Origin of the sequence: Pseudomonas sp. 2957 (genome assembly GCF_031456345.1) — a bacterium.
Lineage (GTDB): Bacteria > Pseudomonadota > Gammaproteobacteria > Pseudomonadales > Pseudomonadaceae > Aquipseudomonas > Aquipseudomonas siliginis.
In genome coordinates, this window is record NZ_JAVDUL010000009.1 from 36,792 (window position 1) to 58,866 (window position 22,075).

The following is a 22,075-nucleotide window of genomic DNA, read 5'->3' on the forward strand; positions in this document are numbered from 1 at the left end:
TCAGGGCTAAAGCGGAGGGTGAAATCAGGCTACAGGGATCAGCGGATCGGCGGCCGCGAGGGCGGCGCGACGTTCGGCGGCGGGCGGGTAGATCCACACCGTGTTGATCTGCGTCTTCAGCTCTTTGGCTTCGGCCTTCACCAGTTTCAGCTGACGATCCCAGCCTTCGGTGTACACCGCGCCCCAGGCGCCCAGATCCAGGCAAGTCACGTACTTGGGCTGGCGATACATTGTCGGAGCGACGCCGAGGATATCGGCGGCGGCGTTGTTGCCGGCGTAGCGACCCAGGCTGATCGCATGCTGGCAAGACATCGCGGCATAGTTGCCGAGGTCGTCAGTGGCGGCGCGAGCGACATCACCGGCGGCAAAGACGTGATCGATGCCGTGCACCTTGAGGTTGCCATCGACATGCAAGCGGCCCTGGCCATCGCGTTCGGCGTCGAGTTGTTCGGTGAGCGGGCTGGCGCGGAAACCTACGGTCCAGATCACGGTGTGGCTTTCGATGTGGCGGCCATCGGCGAGGGTGACGCCATTGGCATCCACAGCGGCAACGCTGGCATCGACGATCCATTCGATACCCAGGTCATTGGACGCCTCGATGATCGACGGGCGAATGCCATCGCCCATGGTCGCAGCGATGTCCTTGCTGCGATCGACAATGATCACGCGCAGGTCTTGATCCTCACCGAGAATCGCGCGCAGGCGCGCCGGCATTTCCGTCGCAGTTTCAATCCCGGTGAAACCGCCACCGGCGACCACCACGGTGTTGCGCGCAACGCTGGGCGGTTGGTTGCCGAGGGCGATGAGATGGCGTTCCAGACGCGCCGAGGATTCGATCTGATCGACATCGAACGCATGCTCCTTGAGGCCAACCACCGGAGGCCGAGCGAGCTGGCTGCCGCTGGCGAGAACCAGCCGATCGTAGGCCAGTTCACCCGGACGCCCGGCCTCGTCGCGGTAACCGATTCGGCGCGCCCGGGCATCGATGCTTTCAGCGGTGCCTTTGACGAAGCGCACACCCACCGCATCGAACAGCGCGTCGAGCGGCGCGTACATGCTGTGCACGTCCGGCTCGTAGAAGCGCGGGCGAATACGCAATTCCGCTTGCGGGGCGAGCAGCGTGATCTCGACATCCTGACGGGCATGCATATCCAGCAAACGCGCAGCGCTCAGCGCACTCCACAGCCCGCCGAACCCTGCACCGATCACTAATAATTGCTGTTTCATAATGTGCTCCCTGACGCTGATGGATGGATGACACCCGAGTCCGATGCGGACTCTGGCGTGACGATCACTGGCCGCCGTAACTGCTTGCCGTACTGCCTGGCGCTCAATCGCCCGCTGTGTAGAGCCATGCTAGGGCGGGGAGGCTACGAGCGCAGTTGTCCATCGGTGTGCGTGGGGTACGCATGGGTGGAAGGGGGGTATACGAAGGTATGGGGAAAAAGGATCAACCCAGCGCTTTTTCCAGGCAGGCGAGCAAACGTTCAGCCTGAAATGGCTTGGCCAGACACGCGATGACCCCGGGTACGCTGTTGGGCATTTTGCCCGCATGCGCCGACACAAAAATCACCGGCATCCGCCAGCCTTGCGCCCGCAGTGCATCCAGCATCTGCAAACCACCCATGCCCGGCATCTGAATATCGGAAATCAAACAATCAGTCTGCGCCGGCCCGTCCGAGTCAAGGTAGTCCGCTGGCGCCGCATAGCAGAACACCTGATACCCCGACGCTCGCAGCAGGCTGCTCAGCGATGTGCGCATTGCCTCGTCGTCGTCCACTACCGCAATGACATGCGTCTTGTACATAAAGCTCCCGGGCCGGGCGGCCGAGCTGGTGACTCCTGTCGTTCTTGCACCATACGCTGATGGCCAGCGGGCAAAACTATACGTAGGTATAGCGGTTCAGCCATCGCGGCTGAAGCGACTGCGGTAGTCGCGCGGGGAGATCGACAGGTGGCGCTGGAAGCAGGCGCGCAGGCGTTCTTCATCGTTGAAGCCGCAGAGGCGGGCGATTCGTTCGATTTTGTGCGGGGAGTTTTCCAGCAGGCGTTTGGCCGCTTCGAGCCGGAACAGCTCGAGCGCTTTCGACGGTGTGCGCCCGGTGCGCGCTTTATAGACCCGCGTGAAGTTGCGCAGGCTCATTGCGGCTTGCTCGGCGAGGCGCTCCACCGTCAGATTCGGGTCGCCGAGGCGCTCCATGAGCCAAAGGTGCAGATCATCGAACATCGCAGCGTCCTGCGCCTGCGATTGCAGCAGCGTGCTGTATTGCGCCTGGCCGCCGGGGCGTTTGATGTACACCACCAATTCCCGCGCGACTTGCAACGTCACTTCACGGCCGTAATCGGCCTCTACCAGCGCCAGCGCCAGATCGATCCCGGCGGTGACTCCGGCCGAGGTCCAGACCTTGCCTTGCTGAATGAAGATCGCGTCGGCATCTACCTCGACCGCTGGAAAGCGATCGCGCAAAGCGTCGCACATCGCCCAGTGAGTGGCAGCGCGGCGGGCGTCGAGCAATCCGGCCTGACCCAGCAGAAACGCACCACTGCACACCGAGACCACGCGGCGGGCGAGGTGAGCATGGTCCTGCAGCCAGTCGCTCAGTTCGCGGTGCTCCTCAAGGGTCTGGCAGATGTCAGGGGCGCCGGGCACGACCAGCGTGTCCAGCGCGGTGGTGTCGAGCGTGGTTAACGCTTGGGTGTCGATGGCCAGCCCTTCGACGGTCGGGATCAAGCCGCCGCTGAGGCTGGCGGTGTGCAGTTGATAACCGGGCTGCCCGCGCTCGACCAAGGCTTTGCTCGCCGCCCAGAACACGGTCTGCGCACCGCTGAGATCGAGCAGGCTCAGCCGTGGGTAGGCGATAAACACCACGTCGCGCGGGGCCGTTGTAAAAGCGGGATGAGTGGACATCGCGGGCCTGCCTGTTTGCAGCGCTAGAGGCGGGACTGCCTCAGCCTGGCCGATTTTCAGGGGTTTCTGGCCGGCCGGCAATGGTGCTGACTGTTAGCCTGATTGCTGACCGTCCGGCCGGTGTCTGGCTGCGGTGGCCATCCTGAACTAGATTTATTGACCAGCCCAATGCGTGCTGCGATTTCGCCGAGGAGACACAATGACCTTGTGGTCGCATTCCAGCCCTGCGCAAAGTCCCGATGTGCTCGGCGAACCAGTGGTGTACGTGGTCGATGACGATGCCTCGATGCGCCAGGCGCTCGACAGCTTGCTGCGCTCGATCGGCTGGCAGGTGCGAACCTTCGACAGCGCCGGAGATTTTCTCGCGCAAGCGCAACGTGAGGTACCCGGTTGCCTGGTGCTCGACGTGCGCCTGCGCGGCGAAAGTGGCCTGACGTTTCAGGAACAGATGGAAAAAAATGGCTTGCGCATCCCTGTGGTGTTCATGACCGGCCACGGCGACATCGCCATGAGCGTCAAGGCGATGAAGGCCGGCGCGGTGGATTTTCTGGCAAAGCCGTTCCGTGATCAGGACATGCTCGACGCCGTGGCCAGTGCGTTGGCTCGCGACCGTGCGCGGCTAGCAGCCGAACACTCCGGCGCCGTTTTGTGTCGGGCTTACCAAACCCTGACCGCACGTGAGCGCGAAGTGCTCGGCTTCGTCATTGCCGGGCTGATGAACAAACAGATTGCCGGACAGCTCAACCTCAGCGAGGTCACGGTCAAGGTCCACCGTGGCCAGGTCATGCGCAAAATGGCCGCACGTTCAGTGGCCGATCTGGTGCGTATCGCAGAAGCGCTGGGCATCGAGCCTGTCCAGCGCAACCCCTGAGCGCTGGCGACGTGCAACTCACCGTGCGGCAAAAAACCTGAGCAGTGTTGACGCAGATGGCCAGCAGAAAACAGATTTTGTGGGACGACGGCGAGCGGGTGCTGTCCCGTGAGCGCGGTTCGAATGATGGCAGCCTACTGGCGGTGCGTCCGGCGATGGGCCAGCCATTGCCGAGCACCCTGGAGCGTCTGGCGCATGAATACAGCCTCAGGGACGACCTCAATCCTGCCTGGGCGTTGCAGCCGACAGCTTTCGAGCGTACGGGCACCCGAGTTCGTCTGCTGTTCGACGATCCGGGTGGCGAGCCGTTGTCGCGATTGCTGGTCGCTCCGCTGGATATCGAAACCTGTCTGGAATTGGCCACGAACATCGCCAAGGCACTGGGCCATATGCATCAGTGTGGTCTGGTGCACAAAGACCTGAAACCGCAGCATGTCTTTGTCCATTGCCATGACGGGCAGGCGCGGCTGACCGGCTTCGGCCTGGCCACGCGCTTGCCACGGGAACGGCAAGCGCCCACGCCACCGGAATCTATCGCCGGCACGCTGGCTTACATGGCGCCGGAGCAAACCGGGCGGATGAATCGTTCGATCGATTCGCGTAGTGATCTGTATGCCTTTGGCGTGACGCTGTACCAGATGCTCACCGGCTCGCTGCCGTTCAGTGCCAGTGAACCGATGGAGTGGGTGCATTGCCATATCGCGCGGCTGCCAATGCCCGTGTGTGAACGGGTGGCGACGGTGCCGCCGATGTTCTCGCGAGTGGTCATGAAACTGCTGGCGAAAACTGCCGAGGAGCGCTATCAGAGCGCAGTCGGTGTCGAGCATGACTTGCGCCGTTGCCTCGATGACTGGCGCCGTATGCGGCAGATCGAGACGTTCACGTTGGACGAGCAGGGCGCCTGCGAGCGCTTGCTGATTCCGGAAAAACTCTACGGCCGCGAACACGAAGTGCAAACGTTGATCGATGCCTTCGCCAATGTGGTGCAGACAGGCGCGCCGACACTGGTGCTGGTATCCGGCTATTCCGGCATCGGCAAATCGTCGGTGGTCAGTGAACTGCACAAGGTGCTGGTGCCGTCGCGTGGCTTGTTCGCCGCCGGCAAGTTCGACCAGTACCAGCGCGACGTGCCTTATTCGACTCTGGTTCAGGCCTTTCAGGGGCTGGTGCGGACGCTGTTGGGCAAGCGCACCGACGTACTGGCGGGCTGGCGCGAAGCACTGTTGCGGGCACTGGAAGCGAATGCGCGGTTGATCACCGATCTGATCCCCGAACTCAAGCTGATCATCGGCGAGCCGCCGCCCGTGCCTGAGTTGGAGCCGCAACAGGCGCAGCAGCGGTTCCTTCAGGTCTTTCAGCGTTTTATCGGCGTGTTCGCTCAGTCCGAGCATCCGTTGGCGCTGTTCCTTGACGACCTGCAATGGCTCGACGCGGCCACCCTTGATCTGCTCGAAGATTTGCTCAGTCGCGCAGAGACCCCTCATCTGCTGCTGGTCGGTGCTTATCGCGACAACGAGGTAGATGGCGATCACCCACTCAGCCGCACACTCAAGACCCTGCATCACGCCGGCGTACACATTGACGAAATTCGTCTGGCGCCACTGGCTGGCGCGCACATCGAACAACTGATCAGCGAGTCACTGCGCTGCCCGCCGGCGAGCATTGTCGCGCTGGCGCGGCTGGTGCTGGACAAGACTGCTGGCAATCCGTTCTTCGTCCTCCAGTTTCTGCACGCCCTGGCCGAGGAGAAGCTGCTGACATACGAGCCTGCGTGCCAGCGCTGGCGGTGGGATGTGCACCTGATCAACGGCAAGGGCTACACCGACAATGTCGTCGATTTGATGGTCGGCAAACTGGCGCGGCTGCCCCAGGAAACCCGCCAGGCGCTGCAACAACTGGCCTGCCTGGGCAACGTCGCGCGTCTCGACACGCTGGCCACAGTCCTTGATGTGCCGGTGCCTCACGTTCACTCCGCATTGTGGCCGGCGGTGCGGCTTGAGTTGGTCGAGCGTCAGGACGGTGCCTACAGGTTTGTGCATGATCGCATCCATGAGGCGGCGTATTCGCTGATCGCTGAAACCGAACGGGCGCAAATGCACTTGCGCATCGGCCGGCTGCTGGCACTGCAAACCCAGGGTGAGCGGCGCGAGGAGGCGATCTTCGAGATTGTCGGCCAGCTCAATCGCGGTGCGCATCTGATCAGCCTGCGTGCCGAGCGCGAGCAACTGGCCGAGTTCAACCTGCTCGCCGGCCAGCGAGCGAAGGCCTCGACCGCTTATACCTCAGCACTGACCTATCTGGGCGCCGGCGCAGAACTGTTGGGCGAGCAGGGTTATGACAGTCGGCATGAACTGGGTTTCGCTCTGGAGCTGAACCGTGCCGAGTGCGAATTTCTCACCGGCCAACTGCAGCTTGCCGACTCGCGCCTGGCGACATTGGCCGAGCGCGCCGTGACCACCGTCGAGCGCGCGGCGGTGGCGTGCCTGCAGATGGATGTCTACTTGCTGCTTGATCGCAGTGACCGGGCGGTGACGGTGTGTCTGGCCTTTCTGCGTCAGGTCGGCATCGATTGGCCAGCGCGTCCGGACGATATTCAGGTGCGCGACGAATATCAGCAGGTCTGGACCAGCCTGCGCGGGCGCAGTATCGAGCAGATGATCGACTTGCCGCTGATGGAGGATCCTGCCGCGCGGGCCACCCTCGATGCGCTGGGCAAACTCTTCGCGCCGGCGGTGCAGTCGGATCTGAACCTCGCCAGCCTGACCATTTGCAAAGCGATCAGCCTGAGCCTGCAATATGGCAACTGCGACGCCTCCTGCCTGCTCTATGCCAACTTCGGGCGCGTGTCGGGGCCGCGTTTTGGCGACTATGCCGCTGGTTATCGATTTGGCCGTCTGGGCTGCGATCTGGTTGATCGGCGCGGGCTCACGCGTTATGAGGCGAGCACCTGGTTGTGCTTCTCGATCTTCGTGGTGCGCTGGATGCGGCCAGTGCGCGAGTGCCGCGAACTGTTGCGCCGTGCGCTCAACGCGGCCCATCGCAGCGGCGATCTGCCGTATGCCGCGTTCGCCGGAAACAGCCTGATTTCCGATCTGTTGTTTATCGGCGAGCCGCTGGCCGAGGTGCAGGCGCAAGCGGAATCAGGGCTGGTCTATGCACAAAAGGTCGGTTTCGGTCTGGTGGCGGATTTCATGCGCTGCCAGTTGACGCTGATCCGCATGCTGCGCGGGCAGACGCCGACGTTCGGCTGTTTCGACGATGACGGGTTCGATGAAACAGCTGTCGAGGCGCATCTGGCCGGTTCGGCGGATCTGGCGCTGGCGCGCGGCAAGTACTGGGTACGCAAGTTGCAGGCGCGCTATCTGGCCGGGGATTACGCGGCGGCCGCTGAGTGCGCGGCCCAGGCGCAGGGACTTTTGTGGGTGGTTTCGGCGTTTTTCGAGGAGGCCGAATACCATTTCTACGCGGCGTTGACCTTGGCGGCCCACGGCGAAACTGACGCCGGTGCTTTGCAGCGTCTGGGTCAACATCATGAACAGTTGCAGACGTGGGCGCGCTTGTGTGCAGAGACCTTCGCCAGTCAGGTGGCGCTGGTCGGCGCGGAAATGGCGCGCGTCACCGGACAGTTGCTCGAAGCCGAATTGCAGTACGAGCAAGCCATTCAATTGGCTCAGGACAATGGTTTGCTCCATATCGAAGCGCTGGCCAACGAACTGGCCGCACGGTTCTACGGCGCTCGCGGGCTGGTCAGGATATCCCGGGTTTACCTGCGCGACGCACGCTACGCCTATCTGCGTTGGGGGGCTGCTGGCAAGGTGCGGGAGCTGGAGCGACGTCATCGTTTTCTGCGTGCCGAAGAGGCGCAACCGAATCCGGTCACCACGCTCATTACGCCAGTTGAACATCTCGACCTGGCAACGGTGCTCAAGGTCTCTCAAGCAGTCTCCGGCGAGATCGTCCTGGACCGTTTGATCGAAACGGTGATGCGCACCGCGATCGAACAGGCCGGGGCCGAGCATGGCCTGCTCATTTTGTTGAACGCCGACATTCCCTATGTCGCTGCGCGAACCCGTATCGGCGACGGTGCCACGCAGCTGTGCAACGCGCCGCTGCACACGGTGGCGCTGGCAGAGTCAGTGCTCTACCAGACGCTGCGCACCGGCGAAAACCTGTGCCTGGACGACGCGGTTGCCGATCCGCTGTTCGCCGCTGATCCATACGTTCAGCAACGAGGCGCGCGCTCGATCCTGTGCCTGGCATTGATGAATCAGGCGCGGGTCGCCGGGGCGCTGTATCTGGAAAACAACCTGTCCGCCGGGGTGTTCAGCCCGACGCGTCTCGCCGTGTTGCGCCTGGTGGCGTCGCAGGCAGCGATCTCGCTGGACAACGCGCGCCTGTACCGCGACCTCGCCGAGCGAGAAGCGAAGATCCGTCGGCTGGTCGACGCCAACATCATCGGCATCATCGTCTGGGGCGTGGAAGGGGAAATCATCGAGGCCAATGACGCGTTCCTGCGCATGGTCGGTTACACCCGTGATGAGTTGCTTTCGGGCAGTGTCCATTGGCGTGACATGACCCCGCCGGCGATGCGCGCTAACAGCGATATTGCACTGGCAACGGCGATCCACACTGGCCGGGCCCAGCCATTCGAAAAGGAGTACATCCGCAAGGACGGCAGTCGGCTGCCGGTGATTGTCGGTCTGGCTGCCTTCGAAGCGAGTCAGCAACAGGGCCTGGCCTTTGTGCTGGATATCAGCGAACGCAAGCTGGCTGAAGAGCAAGTGCGCGAAGGCGAGCGTCGTTATCGTCAGGTGCAAACGGAACTGGCCCACGCCAATCGTGTGGCAACCATGGGTCAGTTGGCCGCATCGATTGCCCACGAAGTCAATCAGCCGATCGCCGCCACGGTGACCCATGCTAATGCCGCGTTGCGCTGGCTCGGTGCAAAGCCACCAAATATCAACGAGGTCGAGCAGGGCCTGCGGCATATCATTCTCGACGGCAACCGCGCCGCCGACGTACTCGGGCGCATCCGCGCGCTGATTCACAAAACGCCACCGCAGCGTCAGCCTGTCAGCCTCAATCTGCTGATTGAAGAAATGGTCGGTTTCAGCCGGGGCGAAGCGCTCAAGCACGGCGCCGAAGTCAGCGTTGAGCTGGCGGCAGATTTGCCTTTCGTAGTGGCGGACCGGGTCGAACTGCAACAGGTGTTGCTCAACCTGATCATCAACAGCCTCGAAGCCATGACGATCATGGCGGAGGGGCAGCGACGTCTGCTGATTCGCAGTGAGGCGCTGGGCGATAACGTGCACATCAGCGTCAGCGATTCGGGGCCGGGCTTTGCCTGCGAGCGGGCGGAGCAAGTGTTCACGGCGTTCTTCACAACCAAATCCACCGGGCTGGGCATGGGCCTGTCGATTTGCCGCACGATCATTGAAGGACATGGCGGCAAATTGTGGGCCGAGCGCAATGAGCCGAGGGGGGCGCGGGTGGTGTTTGGCTTGCCGCGTTGTGAATGAACATGATCAACAGCCAGGCTACCCGGGCATTGAGCCCGGATGTTTCTGTCGGTGAGTTCAGGCCACCGGAATAGGATTTTCCAGCAGCGACAGGTTGAACTGCTCGATCAACCCGTGCTCGTTCGCGCCCTGGTTGGCTCGCAGCGGCAGCACTCGGTCGACCAGCACTTCGGTGGTGGCGGTTTCCAGCTTGATCAGGGTTTCCTCGATGAACTCGCCCAGCGGCATGGCGCGCTCGTCGCCGCTCTTGTGGATCAGGTCGGTATCGACCCAAGGTGGCGCGATTTCCAGGACCTTGACGCTGGTGTCGCGCAGCATGAAACGTTGCGACAGCGAGTAGGAATGGATCGCCGCTTTGGTCGCCGAATACAGCGCCGTGGTCGCCAGCGGCAGGTAGGCCAGCACCGAGCTGTTGTTGATGATGTAGGCCTCGGGCTGGCGCTTGAGGTGTTCGACGAACGCCGCGCTGACGCGCACCGGGCCGAGCAGGTTGGTCTGCAACAGACCGACGGCCTGTTCATCGTCGTAGTCGCCGGAACCCGCGTTGTCGAAGGGCATGATCCCGGCGTTGTTGATGATTACGTTCAACGACGGATGGCGGCGGATGACTTCGGCGGCGACGTCGTTGATCTGCTGCGCATCGTTGATGTCCAGCTGCACGGTATCGATGCCCGGGTTGGCCTGGGCAATCTCTGCCAGCAGGGCCTGGCGACGGCCAGCGATGATGACCTTGTTGCCGCGCTGATGCAGGGCCTCGGCCAGTGCGCGGCCGATGCCGGAAGTGCCGCCGGTGATGAAGATCGTGTTGGCTTCAAGTTTCATGAGCTGCGTCCCGCACGTGGATTGATTGGCATGTGAACCATGATGGAGAAAACCTGCTCCGACCTGAATGACGTATGTGGTAGTGTTTCAGGACATTCAACAAACGGAGCGCGACCATGCATCGAGTCGGCTATCTGCTCACGGAAGGTTTTCAGGTCATGGCGCTGGCGACCCAGTCGGTGTTCGAGTTTGCCAACATCGTCACGGGCAAAGCCGTGTACAAGGTGCAGAACTTTTCCCAGGCCGGCGGCATCGTCAGCTCCTCGCTGGGCCTGCACGTCGATACGTTGCCGCTGACGCAAGCGGGGCTGGCCGACAGTTGGCTGGTGGCGGGAACGCTGACACCGCTGACGCCGCCCGATGCTGACGTGCTGCACAGCGTGCGCGGGCTCGCCGACGGCGCACGCCGCGTGGCCGGCTTCTGCACCGGCTCGTTCGTACTGGCGCAGGCCGGTGTACTGGATAATCGCCGCGTGACCACGCACTGGGCGTTCGCCCCGGCGCTGCGCAGGATGCATCCCTCGGTGAATGTCGAGGACGACCGGATCTTTATTATCGACGGCCCGGTGTGGACGTCGGCGGGCATGACCGCTGGTGTCGACATGGCGTTGGGCATGGTTGAAAAAGATCTGGGCAGCGACATTGCGCGCTCGGTGGCCCATCGGCTGGTGATGCATCAGCGCCGCTCGGGCGGGCAGTCGCAGCACTCGGAATTGCTGTCGCTGTCACCCAAATCCGATCGCATTCAGAGTGCGCTGGATTACGCGCGCAAGCACCTCAATCGCCCGCTGAGTGTCGAAGAACTGGCCGAGGTGGTGCACCTGAGTCCGCGGCAATTCACCCGGGTGTTTACCGCCGAAACCGGCCAGTCTCCAGCCAAGGCGATAGAGAGCCTAAGGCTGGAAGCAGCGCGTTTGCTGATCGAGCAAAGCAGTCACAGTCTGGATGTGGTCGCCAGAGAAACCGGGTTTCGTGACCGCCGGCACATGCGCGAGGTGTTCATGCGCGGGTTTGGCGTGCCGCCGCAGGCGGTGCGGCGCGATTCGCGGCGGATGGTATGACGTGACCAGGGTCTACGAAAAAATGTTGACCCCCATTCTGCCGATCAGGAATACGAGCAGGATCAGGAAAAAAACTCTGATGAAACTGCTTCCATAACGTAATGCCAAAAAGACACCGGTCAGTGCACCGGCCATATTGCATAAAGCAACTATGCCGCCAATCGCCCACAAGACATTACCGGAGGGGATAAAAAATATGAGCGCAGCGCTGAACGTCCCCAGGTTGACCAGTTTTGCAGAGGCTGATGCATTGAGGAAATCAAAGCCAAAGACCTTGACGAAGATAAACAGCAGCAGGCTGCCACTGCCCGGGCCGAAGACACCATCGTAGAAACCGATCAGGCTGCCAAAGAAAACTCCAAGGCAAATGTCTTTCGTTCCGAAGTGGCGGTCTTTGCCTGCCAAACCAAGTTTTTTTTCCATAAACGTGTAGATAGCCATGACTATCAATATGAAAAAGACAACGATCTCCATCAATCTTTTAGGAACAAGGGATACCGAGAGAGCTCCGAGAAAAGAAAATAAAAAAGCGGCGAGCATGGTCGGAAGCATTAAATTCCAGCGAATTTTTATGCGCTTCAGGTAACCCGATATTGATGAAATATTGCCTGCCAGAACGGCCAGTTTGTTGGTGCCGAAAATGGTGGCAAGGCTGTACTGGGGTAGAGCATGTAGAAGTGCCGGCACCTGTACCAGGCCCCCGCCACCGACCGCAGCGTCTATCAGGCCACCACAAAACGCGAAGAAACCCAATGCAAGAACAGCGTGTTCAACATCCATGCGATAGATCCCTGCGGAACGTCATTTGGCCGGAAGGTTCATGAGTCGCTCGTGGTTTGGTTTAAATATCGTCAAAACATGCCGATCATTCTCCAAGCTCACATTATGAGAGTTCATCGGCATGCTTCGTTAATCCATAGAGATCAACAGGTCATAATCCGATGCATGGCGGAGAATGCATTGCCGACTCTTTCATTGTAATTGAGCATGATGCCCTTCAGTCGCGCAGGCTTGAATTCCAGACCTACCGTCTGACCGTAAGCTTGCGCGGCCGCCAAGGCATGCAATCCGTGTTTGTTCTCAAGTTCTCCGGAGTGCCCCATTACGTAGCCTTTGGCGTTACGCAGGTTTTGCGTGTTTGTCCTCAAGAACGGATTGGCCGCGAGGAGCTTTGCTTCAATATATTGAGCGATGAAATTGTATTCACGACCGTTCCACAGTTCAGATGAGATTGAAACCATCATCGCATCCATAATTGAAGATTTGTGTTCCTGCGAGTTTAGTGCCGTTTTATGCTTGGCGACCCCGGTGTTGTATAGGAAGTCCGCGAAGTCATTGCATTCAGCAATTTTGAATTGTTCTTCAACCCAGGCTGACGCACCAAAAGCTGCAGTCATGTAGTTGTACATTCCGTCATGGCCCTGATGTACAAGACCGAAATCATCTTTCGCCACTTCATGCATATGCGCCATGACATTGTGGTAACCCTCACGTCTGTCGGCAGATACCGATATCGCATCCGCCGACAGGCGCATGATGATTTTTGCCGAGACAAGGCTGGTGGTTTTATGGGGTTCATTCCACCCATTGAAAAAGCTCAATACCGACGAGTCTATTACTGGCTTTTCGAGGAACGCCCTGAATGCGCTTTCAGCCGCCAGTTGCGCGTCTTGCGTGATGGAATGATTGAGTACCTCAAGCATGGCGTCCTGTATCTCAGCAACGTTGCCGACGCAAGCCAGCAACGGTTGACGCCGTTGGTTTTCTTCTAAGGTACGTCCGGGAATTTTCAAGTTGCGTATGTGCTTGGGCAGGGCCTGGATAAATGTCTCGCCAAATTCTTGCATGGATTTATGTTCAAGCGGTTCCAAACGACTCTGTGGCGATGCTGAGCTCATGATGTGTCCTTCTCCCTAAAGACCTATGAAATGTTTGGTTTTAACGCACTTTCTTGCCTTGCAGCGGCGAAATTAGCCCGATTTGTTGGCCTGCGACAAGTGACTTATACTGACCAAATCATTCATTTTTAATGAGCGTTTACATGGAGTTTTCGCAACTGGTCATGTTCAAGGCAGTAGCCGATCTGGGCAGTATCGTCCGTGCCTCGGAGCGATTGCACTGCGTGCCGTCCAACATCACCAACCGCATCAAGCTTCTGGAACGTGAGCTTGGAGTTGACCTGTTTATAAGGAAAGGCAGAGGATTGATCATCAGCCCTTCAGGTCGGCTTTTTCTCGGCTATACCAACAAAATCCTGTCTTTGTGCGAAGAATCGCAACGAGCGCTTGATCCGTCGTCAGCTCCTTCGGGAGAACTCAGGATTGGTGCCATAGAATCATCCGCTACCGGCCGGTTACCCAAAGTGCTATCCAGGTTTCATCAACTTTATCCGGCTGTACAAATGCAATTCAGCACTGGCGATTGGTCACAATTATCCGCAGAAGTGGTCAACTACACGTTGGACGGGGCAATAATTGCCATCAGGCCAGAACATCCGGACATCGAGAGTCTGGAGATCTATGAAGAGGATCTAGTGGTGATTGCCTCGCCGTCCGCGGGGGTGATAAACCAGCCAGAGGACCTGCGCGGTGTGGATTTATTCATATGGCCTGAAGGATGTCCCTACAGAAAAGCTTTGTTAACCTGGCTGGAGCGGTACAAAGTTTTCAACCCGATAACAAGCATAGCCAGTTATGGCACCATCCTTGGCTGCGTAAGTTCAGGCGCCGGGATATCGTTGGTGCCGAGAGGCATGTTTGAACAGTTCCGCCAGCTCGGCGGTATTCAGGGATTCTTCTTCAACGACTTAAAGCCTGTGCAGAATTATTTTATCTGGAACAGACACGTTGAATCTCATCGCGCAAAAGACAAGTTTGCCGATTTGCTCAAGGAAGAGTTCAAGGTTTGAGAAGTGGGCGGCAGTTGGCCCTATCCTGCAAAGTTCGCCTGCACTCGTCATTCAGCACAAGGGACCGAGCGCTTACAGAGACCACTGATAGGCTCTCGCAACCATGGTCATTGGATTGAAATAAATGAATCTGGAAGCGCAACTGCGGGATCTGATTGCTGAAGATCCCGTCCGCATGCACATCTTGCGCATAGTCAGGGATCTCAACTTGCCGGACTGCTGGGTTGCCGCAGGTTTTGTGCGCAGCCTGGTTTGGGATCATCTGCATCAGCGCCAACCTTCGCCGTTGCCCGAGGACATTGATGTCATATGGTTTGACAGAACACGTCCCGGTGATCAAACGGATTTGGCCTTGGAGGTCGAGCTTGCAGCACTGTGCAGTGACTTGAAGTGGTCGGTGAAAAACCAGGCACGCATGCACCAGCGAAATGCCGATGCGCCTTATGGGGCGGCTGCGGATGCAATGACGTTCTGGCCGGAAACTGCTACGGCAGTAGGTGTCAGGCTTGATCGGCATGGTGCGATAGAGGTTTCGGCGCCGTTGGGGCTGGAGGATTTGTTTGCGCTGAAAGTGCGGCCAACCGCCCGATTTGAAAGTGATAAATACGTGGTGTTTCTGGAGCGCCTGCAGTCGAAGAGATGGCTCGAGATCTGGCCGAAATTGACGCTCGTAACGCAGGGTTGATGCCGCCCCGATTGATCGTTTAAACCGATAAGGAAATCTTTATGCATCCCGACCTTTCGTAGAGCGCTCGGGTTTTTGATTGAGGCTTTGAAGTACCAGGGACAACTAGCGGCACACGACCGAGGAGCAAAATGGAGATTGACCCGCTGCTTAAGAAGCGACAGTTGAATGTGCAGGAGCAGAATGCTGTGACTGCCCATCGCCTGATCCCCTTGTAGGAGTGAGCCTGTTCGCGATGACGCCAGCCCATTCACCGCCACATAAACAGAAAACCCTTAGCCCGTTTAAACAGTAAATCAAGCATTAAGCAAACGGCTACAACGCCTTGCGCCATTCCCTACGACTACGCCAGAATCCGCCGGCTTGTGCGTCTAGGTCGCGGGTTCTATCGTCTGTCGGTCGCTGAAAAACAGTGATCGGGTTTGGTAGCCCGCCATAACTAGTCGCATCGCGCACCGTTCGCAGACCGGCTTCAGGTCGCTGCTCAATGGTGGCCATGCGCAGGACACCTTCGGGTGTGCCGGTTCCTAGTTACCGGTCTACCAACCCGCGTATGGCCGCCACCTTCGATTGGTAGCGAATGTGAAGGCTCCTTTTAGCTAACTAGGAGTTTCACCATGTTCAAAGTCACACCCAATCCCCCAACCACCGACCCCGCATCCCCCTACGAATCAAGTGCATCGAAAAAACTACACGAAGCCGCCGAACGCGCCCTCGATCACTACCTCGGCCCGGCAGACATCCTGGCCAGCACCAACACCCCGGAACAGATGTTCCTCGCCAACCCGAAATACGACACCGAATCCCTGCTGGCCAACGCCAGCGAATCCCTCGGCTCGGCCACCACCATGCTCTACGACTTCGCCGCGCTGCTCGACAACCCGCGCCGCAAAACCCTTCTAGGCATCGCCCAGGTCGTCATGCTCGGCGAAATCGCGGTCAATCAGGCTTTGGATAAAGTCGAAATAGCCAAATGACCCGCAATGCGACGAGCGCAAAACCTCGTCGCAACTCCCCGGGCGCGCCATGGCTGGCACACGGCCACGGCTTGCACCACCCGGCCTCGACTGTCACCCTTCGGGCCGTTCTTCAAGGATCAGAACAAGGAATCAAGGATTGAGTGGCTACGTTCCAAACCCGCCGAAAAACTACCGCTACGAACAAGCCAAACCCGTCGACCTGCACGCCCAGCACTGGGCCGAATATGAGAAGCACGGGAAAGAGCCCGCGCGCGAGCCTGAGAAGATAGGCATTGCGTTGAGGATCGGGGTTTTCTTTGATGGCACTGGCAACAATGCGAACAACTCTGCTGCGGGGTTGTTGTGTGGTGCTCAGCATCCGATTGCGCCTGAGGATATTCCTCCCAGTTGTCAGCCCTATATGGGAGATCCGGACAGCAGTTATGGCTCTGGCGCGACGAATATCAAAAAACTTGCCGATCTGTATTACGAGGCTCCGATTGCTGATGGAGAAGGGCCTATAAAACAGGTGTCACGCCCGTTATATATCGAAGGCATCGGTACTCAATCCAACGAGAAAGACAGTATCGTCGGTCAAAGCACGGGACGTGGAGAGACGGGAGTAGCCGGTAGGGTGCAGACTTCGTTTACGTTCATCAAACAGGTTGTTGAAGACGCCCTGCAAGAAAATCCGAACAGTGAAATTGCCTCGCTAACTTTTGACACTTTTGGATTCAGTCGAGGTGCAGCGGCGGCACGTCATTTCTGCAATGAAATTGTACGAGGCAAGCAGGGGCCGTTAAGGGATCTGCTTAGCACTTACGCCCATGATTTCAGCCGCACCTTTCTAGATCAATATGGCAGCAGTATCCGAATGGGCTTCATCGGTCTATTCGACACCGTGCCGTCTATTGCCGGTTTCACTAATTTCGGTAGAGTGCAAAGCCCCATTGCTCCGGGCATTAAACTGTATCTCGACCCTCGCTTCTTCAAGGATGTTGTCCACTTGGTGGCGCGCGATGAATGTCGTGCCAATTTCGCCCTCAGCAATGTCAATCCCGATTATCCAGAATATGTTTTTCCGGGCGTGCATTCGGATATCGGTGGTAGCTATCTCGACGAAGTCGAGGAATGCGTATTGGTCAGTCCCATGCAGAGACTTGATGTATGGAGCAACACTGACGTTCAATCAACTTCGATCTATCAGGACGCCGCGATGGTGAAAAAACAATGGGTCGCCAAAGGATGGCCTGCCGATCTGTTGGAAATCGTAACGCCCCCCGCGCTTGCTTTGCCGCCCGATCCGCAAGATCGTTTCGGGCCTAAACACAAACGTGTATACGCTGGGCTTCAGCTCAAACGCCCGGTCAGTGGCAAACTCTCAAGGGTTTATTTGAGAGTCATGTATCAATTGGCCAAAGAAAAAGGTGTTCCTCTCCACGATATTCCCGAACGACCCGAGTACGCCGTTCCCCAGGAGCTGCAACCGCTTTGTGAAAGATTCATCGCCGGTGGCTTCAGCACCACAGCTGAAGAGGAGAAATTGCTGCAATTGAAATACATCCACACATCTGCCAACTGGAATCACCCGCAAGGAAGGCGGGACGGCAGCGGCCTGAAAGCTGTTTATATCAATTCACCAACGGAAAATGGCATTCGCATGCAGCATCCTCATGTAGCTGACTGGAAGCTTTGGTAATGAGAATATTCTTGGCTCTACTGGGCGTTTTGGCCTTTACCGGCTGTCACGCGACAGGCTCCAATTCAGGTGAAAACGATCCCAAATATCCTTGGTGGGAACTGGCGTTTATCAAGCCCAATTTCATGAACGTTTGGGTCGAAGACAGCTCAGTGGAAGACATCAACGGTCGAACGTTTCTGCGAGCCGGGGGAGGAAACGCCAGCGGCGCTGAACCAAATGACGACAAAGAATCCGCGCGCGGTTGGGTAGGTGTGGGAGGTACGGGGAAACCGGTTATTGGCGCAGATCTGCCCAAGCGAATTTTCGTCCGTTGGCAGTCTATACCCGAGCAAAAAACCTACCGGGCTTGGGTGGATTTTCCTGAGGAAGCCAGACGAGTAATGGTGACATCTACCCATCAGCGCTGCGCCGAAACTCCCGACAGGACAGCGCGCTTCATGGCTTCTGTGTATTTGGGACTCGCACCAGGTGGCATAGTCCAGGTCTGGGTCAGAGATCAGTGTCGACGCCCGATCAAAGTCGCCCGCACCCAAGCAGAGTTGGAACCGCTGGGGCCGGAGTTGGGCAAGAACGGTGGTCAGTATGCCTATCCCGTGAGTGAAAAGGCCAAGCGATACATTGATAAGTTCGGCATCCCGTACGGTAGCTGGTAAACGACGTGGATGGAGCGCCATCTACTTTTCAGGCGCCAGACCGTTTCAATTTCGCTGAGTCGAATTAGCGGGGCGGCGTCTTGAGAATAGAAAAGGTCGACCGTTTCGATGATGTCGACTACGGCGCAGGCTATGAGTATCGAGGTTTCAATTACCTGATTCTGGATGGTGTCGATCAGTTTTTCGTCAGAACTTACGATGACCAACCCGGTGGCGCGACGGTTGTACGCCCTGCCATGACCACAAGCACCAGACTCAGAACGCTGGCGGAATTCTTACGAACGGAGCTGGAGGTAACTGCGATTTATCTCTACAAGGGTGAAATAGGAAGCTATGCCAAGGTAGACCTCGAGAGCCTGCAATTTTGCTGATCCGGTATCGAGCCGGGGGCGATAAGCAGGACTCGCCAACCAAGAGTCCCGCCACCACACCCCCTCAAACCTCAGCCTTCACCCCAACCTTCAACGCCGCTTTGCGATACGTCAGCAAAACAATCCCGCTCACCACAATCACGCCACCGATGATCTGTCCTCTGCTAAGCATCTGATCCAGCACAATCCAGCCCATCAACAACGTCGCCAATGGCTCAATGTTCATCACCGGTGCGTTGCGTGGCATGTCCAGCCTGGGTACGGAAATGAACAACACAATGAAGCCGGTCCCATAGAGCACGACGAGCGTGGCAAGGGCCAGCCAGCCGGTTGAGGTGGCGGGGAGGTTGAGTCCGCCGGGGAGGGCGCCGGTCAGGCCGGCCAGGTTGACGCTACTGAAGACGATGAAGATGGTCAGCAGGCTGCGCACCGAGCCGCGCACTTGCGACAGTTTGTGATCGGTGATCCACAGCGCGCAGGCGAATACGCTGGCGGCGCAGAAGGCGAGTGCGACGCCCAGCAGCCATTCCGGACCGACGCTGGCGCTGTCTGACAGACGTCCGGGGACGTCCAGTACGAACACCAATCCCACGAGAATCAAGCCCATCAACATCGCGGTGCGCGCGCTTGGTCGTGGGCCGCCCATCGCCCAGGTCAGCAAGGCGAGCAGGATCGGAAACACGTTGGCCACCAGCAGCGCCAAAGCAACCGGCACCCGTGCTACGGCGGAATACAGACATAGGCTCTGCGCGGTGATCAACAGCCCCAACAGTAACTGCCAACGCCACGCGCCCGCCGGCAGACGCAGACTTTGCCGCTGCCACAGAACGAGAATGGCAAGCACCAGCAAGGTCCCGCCCGAGCGCATCAGAATCGCCAGCAACACGCCCGCGCCATCATCAAAAGCGACCCGTGCCGCGACGTGGTTGCCGGCGAACGCACAACCCATGCACAACAGAATGATCACGGCGAGATAACGGGGGAAGGGCGGCGGTACGGTTGGCGCAAACTCAGGACGGGACATGGCAGATCTCAAAAATGATAGCCACTCGGGGTGGCTCAGGTTTTTATTATGTTGTCGTACAACTGCCAGATTTGTACCGTAATCGAGCGGGGCCGGCAAGCTTGAAAGGCTTGTAAAATCGCTTGGTTGTGGTGCTGCTTAGATCTTAGAGGTCGTATAACTTGCTCGTTAAACCCGAGCATCGAGTCGAATTGCCCACCCATCCTCTCGAGCCTGACCGACCAGAAAATCCACAAAAGCCCGGGTTTTTGCTGGCAATAGTTTCTGGCTGGAAAAGTACAAATAGATCTGCCCTGCATCGACATACCAATCGGGCAAAACCCTTTCCAGCGTACCGTCCTGCAGATAAGGCAAAACATCCGGAACTGCCAACAGCGCAACCCCCAACCCCAGTCGCGCGCACTGACACAGCGCTTGCGGATCGTTGACCAACAGGCGCGGCGTCAACTCCAGGGGCGCTCGTTGCCCGTCGGGGCCTTGCAACATCCAGCTGCGCACCTTGCCGGTCCGCACCGAGCGCATGGCCAGGTGATTCAGCGTCGACAGCTCTTCAATGCGCTGGACGCGCGGGCGCCCCGACAGATACTCCCGCGAGGCCACCAGAATCAGATGCGCCGGGGCGATGGCTCTGGCGACCACACCTTGCGCGAGTTCGATGCCGCCGCCGATAGCCGCATCAAAGCCGTCCGCGATGAGATCGACCTGGCGATTGTCGACATGCCATTCGGGGATCACGGCGGGATATCGATTGAGAAATTCCGGCATCAGCGGCAGCAGGAAATCCCTGGCAAAACCCGGTGCCGCACTTAGACGCAGGGTGCCGGAAGGCTCTCCGGCATTGCCGGCCACATCGGCGATCGCCGCTTGAACACTTTCCAGTCCTGAACCGACATTGGCCAGAAAGCGTTCTCCCGCTTCGGTCAGCGTGAGTTTGCGCGTGCTGCGCTGAAACAAGCGTACGCCGAGGTTAGCCTCCAATTGCGCGACATTGCGGCTGACCGCCGCAGGTGTCAGGCCCAGGCGGCGCCCCGCCGCAGAGAAGCTTCCTGCCTCGGCGCTGCGCACGAATGAGAGCAAATTACCCAACGTTTCCATCCGCGCACCTTCAACTAATGATTGAAAGTGATTCTAGTTGTCCTCCACTACTGGTGGAAGATCAAAAAGCGTCTCATAGCCTCATCAACTTCAACCACCCAGAGGCTCGACCATGAACACATCCACGCTTCCACTGACCGGCAAAATCGCCATCGTTACCGGTGGCTCACGCAGCATCGGCGCAGCCATCGCCAAACGGCTCGCGGCAGATGGCGCAACCGTCGCTATCACCTACAACGCATCGCCAGATCGCGCCGCAGCGGTCGTGCAGGAAATCGTTGCGGCGGGCGGCCAGGCTGTGGCGCTGGCGGCCGATGCGGGCAACCCCGAGGCTGTACGTGCTGCGATTGCCGAGGTTGCACAGCGTTTTGGCAAGATCGACATTCTGGTCAACAACGCTGGTATCAGCCTGCTCGGTGCCCCCGAGGACATCGTCTTTGAGGACTTTCAACGCATCCTTGCGGTGAACGTGACCGGCGTCTTCGTCGCCACTCAGCAAGCGCTCAAACACATGGGGCAGGGCGGCCGCATCATTCACATCGGCAGCTCGATGGTGCAATACGCTGCGTTCGCTACCGCCTCCGTCTACACCCTGAGCAAAGGTGCGCTGACCGGTTTCAGTCGTGGACTGGTGCGCGATCTGGGGCCGCGCGGCATCACTGTGAACACCGTCCATCCCGGCCCGACCGACAGCGACATGAACCCGGCCGACGGGCCTATTGCGGACTTCCTACGCCCGAACATCGCCATGGGGCGGTACGGAGAGGGCAAGGATGTCGCCAGTGCGGTGGCGTACCTGGCCAGTGCAGAGGCAGGGTTTGTCACCGGCGCAGAATTAATCGTCGACGGCGGCTTCACCGCGTAAGGAGAGCATCATGACTATCAGCATCATTGGTACAGGCTCCATCGGCACCGCCATCGCTCGGTTGCTCGTCAACGCAGGCCTGCCGGTCAGCCTGGCCAACAGCCGCGGGCCGCAGAGCCTTGCCGGTTTGGTCGACGAATTGGGTCCACTCGCACAAGCGGTGACGGCTCAGCAAGCAAGCCAGGCGGACATCGTTTTTCTGGCGGTGAACTGGTCGAAAATCCCTGACGCGGTGCGCGATCTCGGGCCTTGGGATGGGCGCATCGTGATCGATGCCAACAACCCCATTGAAGCGCCGCTGTTCAAGCCTTTCGATCTGGGCGGCCAGCCGTCTTCGCAAGTGGTGGCGCAGATGCTGCCCGGTGCGCACGTGGTCAAGGCCTTCAACCACCTGCTCGCGGCTCTGCTGAGCGATCCCACCGCCGAGGGCGGCAAGCGTGTGCTGTTTTATTCCGGTGAAGATGCCGCGAGCAAAACCCAAGTTGCAGAGCTGATTGATCAATTGGGTTTTTACGGCATCGATCTCGGCGGTGTGCAGCAGGGAATGCTTGCGCAGTTTCCGGGCGGACCGCTGCCAGCCTTGAACCTGGTCAAACATGGTTAATCGCTGAGCCCGGGCAACCGGGCTTCAC

Annotated in this window: 19 protein-coding genes; 11 read left to right on the forward strand and 8 right to left on the reverse strand. The window is 58.9% G+C overall.

All coding sequences use genetic code 11. The annotated features are described in order from the left end of the window. Positions 1 to 24 precede the first annotated feature (24 nt). The 3 genes from J2Y39_RS25990 to J2Y39_RS26000 form a co-directional block, all read right to left on the reverse strand. The gene (locus tag J2Y39_RS25990; RefSeq protein ID WP_095179611.1) at positions 25 to 1,227 is read right to left on the reverse strand and encodes an NAD(P)/FAD-dependent oxidoreductase; all 1,203 of its coding nucleotides are present in this window, start codon (positions 1,225 to 1,227) and stop codon (positions 25 to 27) included. 223 nt (positions 1,228 to 1,450) lie between these two features. Next, positions 1,451 to 1,807, reverse strand: a complete 357-nt coding sequence (locus J2Y39_RS25995) for a response regulator transcription factor (RefSeq protein WP_056784799.1) — start codon at positions 1,805 to 1,807, stop codon at positions 1,451 to 1,453. A 96-nt stretch (positions 1,808 to 1,903) separates the two neighbouring features. Beyond that, positions 1,904 to 2,908, reverse strand: coding sequence for a DJ-1/PfpI family protein (locus J2Y39_RS26000; RefSeq protein WP_310220411.1), 1,005 nt, complete (start codon positions 2,906 to 2,908; stop codon positions 1,904 to 1,906). Between the two features lie 199 nt (positions 2,909 to 3,107). Here J2Y39_RS26000 and J2Y39_RS26005 point away from each other — a divergent pair, with 199 nt between their 5' ends. After that, positions 3,108 to 3,779, forward strand: coding sequence for a response regulator transcription factor (locus tag J2Y39_RS26005; protein ID WP_310220413.1), 672 nt, complete (start codon positions 3,108 to 3,110; stop codon positions 3,777 to 3,779). 56 nt (positions 3,780 to 3,835) lie between these two features. Further along, complete coding sequence (locus J2Y39_RS26010; protein ID WP_310220415.1) at positions 3,836 to 9,298, forward strand: AAA family ATPase; 5,463 nt, start codon at positions 3,836 to 3,838, stop codon at positions 9,296 to 9,298. A gap of 57 nt (positions 9,299 to 9,355) precedes the next feature. On the opposite strand, the gene J2Y39_RS26015 is transcribed toward J2Y39_RS26010, so the two are convergent. Continuing rightward, the gene (locus J2Y39_RS26015) at positions 9,356 to 10,120 is read right to left on the reverse strand and encodes an SDR family NAD(P)-dependent oxidoreductase (protein ID WP_310220417.1); all 765 of its coding nucleotides are present in this window, start codon (positions 10,118 to 10,120) and stop codon (positions 9,356 to 9,358) included. A 116-nt stretch (positions 10,121 to 10,236) separates the two neighbouring features. On the opposite strand from J2Y39_RS26015, the gene J2Y39_RS26020 reads away from it, so the two are divergent. Next, a complete protein-coding gene (locus tag J2Y39_RS26020; protein WP_310220419.1) occupies positions 10,237 to 11,181 on the forward strand; it encodes a GlxA family transcriptional regulator in 945 nt (314 codons plus the stop codon). A gap of 12 nt (positions 11,182 to 11,193) precedes the next feature. Here J2Y39_RS26020 and J2Y39_RS26025 read toward each other — a convergent pair whose 3' ends face one another. After that, positions 11,194 to 11,961, reverse strand: coding sequence for a TSUP family transporter (locus J2Y39_RS26025; RefSeq protein WP_056784810.1), 768 nt, complete (start codon positions 11,959 to 11,961; stop codon positions 11,194 to 11,196). A gap of 143 nt (positions 11,962 to 12,104) precedes the next feature. After that, positions 12,105 to 13,079, reverse strand: a complete 975-nt coding sequence (locus J2Y39_RS26030) for a hypothetical protein (RefSeq protein WP_310220421.1) — start codon at positions 13,077 to 13,079, stop codon at positions 12,105 to 12,107. A 143-nt stretch (positions 13,080 to 13,222) separates the two neighbouring features. On the opposite strand from J2Y39_RS26030, the gene J2Y39_RS26035 reads away from it, so the two are divergent. From J2Y39_RS26035 to J2Y39_RS26060, 6 genes are all read left to right on the forward strand, one after another. Next, the gene (locus J2Y39_RS26035; protein ID WP_310220423.1) at positions 13,223 to 14,089 is read left to right on the forward strand and encodes a LysR family transcriptional regulator; all 867 of its coding nucleotides are present in this window, start codon (positions 13,223 to 13,225) and stop codon (positions 14,087 to 14,089) included. A 124-nt stretch (positions 14,090 to 14,213) separates the two neighbouring features. Beyond that, the gene (locus J2Y39_RS26040; protein ID WP_310220425.1) at positions 14,214 to 14,774 is read left to right on the forward strand and encodes a nucleotidyltransferase family protein; all 561 of its coding nucleotides are present in this window, start codon (positions 14,214 to 14,216) and stop codon (positions 14,772 to 14,774) included. Positions 14,775 to 15,391: 617 nt separating this feature from the next. Next, the gene (locus tag J2Y39_RS26045; RefSeq protein WP_024012551.1) at positions 15,392 to 15,751 is read left to right on the forward strand and encodes a DUF6124 family protein; all 360 of its coding nucleotides are present in this window, start codon (positions 15,392 to 15,394) and stop codon (positions 15,749 to 15,751) included. A gap of 139 nt (positions 15,752 to 15,890) precedes the next feature. Next, positions 15,891 to 17,432, forward strand: coding sequence for a DUF2235 domain-containing protein (locus tag J2Y39_RS26050; RefSeq protein WP_310220428.1), 1,542 nt, complete (start codon positions 15,891 to 15,893; stop codon positions 17,430 to 17,432). Beyond that, positions 17,432 to 18,088: a DUF2931 family protein gene (locus J2Y39_RS26055; protein ID WP_150635657.1), complete on the forward strand. Its 657-nt coding sequence runs from the start codon at positions 17,432 to 17,434 to the stop codon at positions 18,086 to 18,088. Before J2Y39_RS26050 ends, J2Y39_RS26055 begins: the two co-directional genes overlap by 1 nt. Positions 18,089 to 18,168: 80 nt before the next feature. Continuing rightward, a complete protein-coding gene (locus J2Y39_RS26060) occupies positions 18,169 to 18,459 on the forward strand; it encodes a hypothetical protein (protein WP_236169171.1) in 291 nt (96 codons plus the stop codon). Between the two features lie 64 nt (positions 18,460 to 18,523). On the opposite strand, the gene J2Y39_RS26065 is transcribed toward J2Y39_RS26060, so the two are convergent. Next, positions 18,524 to 19,483 carry a DMT family transporter gene (locus J2Y39_RS26065; protein WP_056784828.1) on the reverse strand — a complete coding sequence of 320 codons (960 nt, stop codon included), beginning with the start codon at positions 19,481 to 19,483 and terminating at the stop codon, positions 18,524 to 18,526. A gap of 168 nt (positions 19,484 to 19,651) precedes the next feature. Then, the gene (locus tag J2Y39_RS26070; RefSeq protein WP_310220431.1) at positions 19,652 to 20,578 is read right to left on the reverse strand and encodes a LysR family transcriptional regulator; all 927 of its coding nucleotides are present in this window, start codon (positions 20,576 to 20,578) and stop codon (positions 19,652 to 19,654) included. 112 nt (positions 20,579 to 20,690) lie between these two features. Here J2Y39_RS26070 and J2Y39_RS26075 point away from each other — a divergent pair, with 112 nt between their 5' ends. Both J2Y39_RS26075 and J2Y39_RS26080 read left to right on the forward strand, forming a co-directional pair. Next, positions 20,691 to 21,443: a 3-oxoacyl-ACP reductase family protein gene (locus J2Y39_RS26075; protein ID WP_236169174.1), complete on the forward strand. Its 753-nt coding sequence runs from the start codon at positions 20,691 to 20,693 to the stop codon at positions 21,441 to 21,443. 7 nt (positions 21,444 to 21,450) lie between these two features. Continuing rightward, positions 21,451 to 22,047: an NADPH-dependent F420 reductase gene (locus tag J2Y39_RS26080; protein WP_236169241.1), complete on the forward strand. Its 597-nt coding sequence runs from the start codon at positions 21,451 to 21,453 to the stop codon at positions 22,045 to 22,047. Positions 22,048 to 22,075 lie beyond the last annotated feature (28 nt).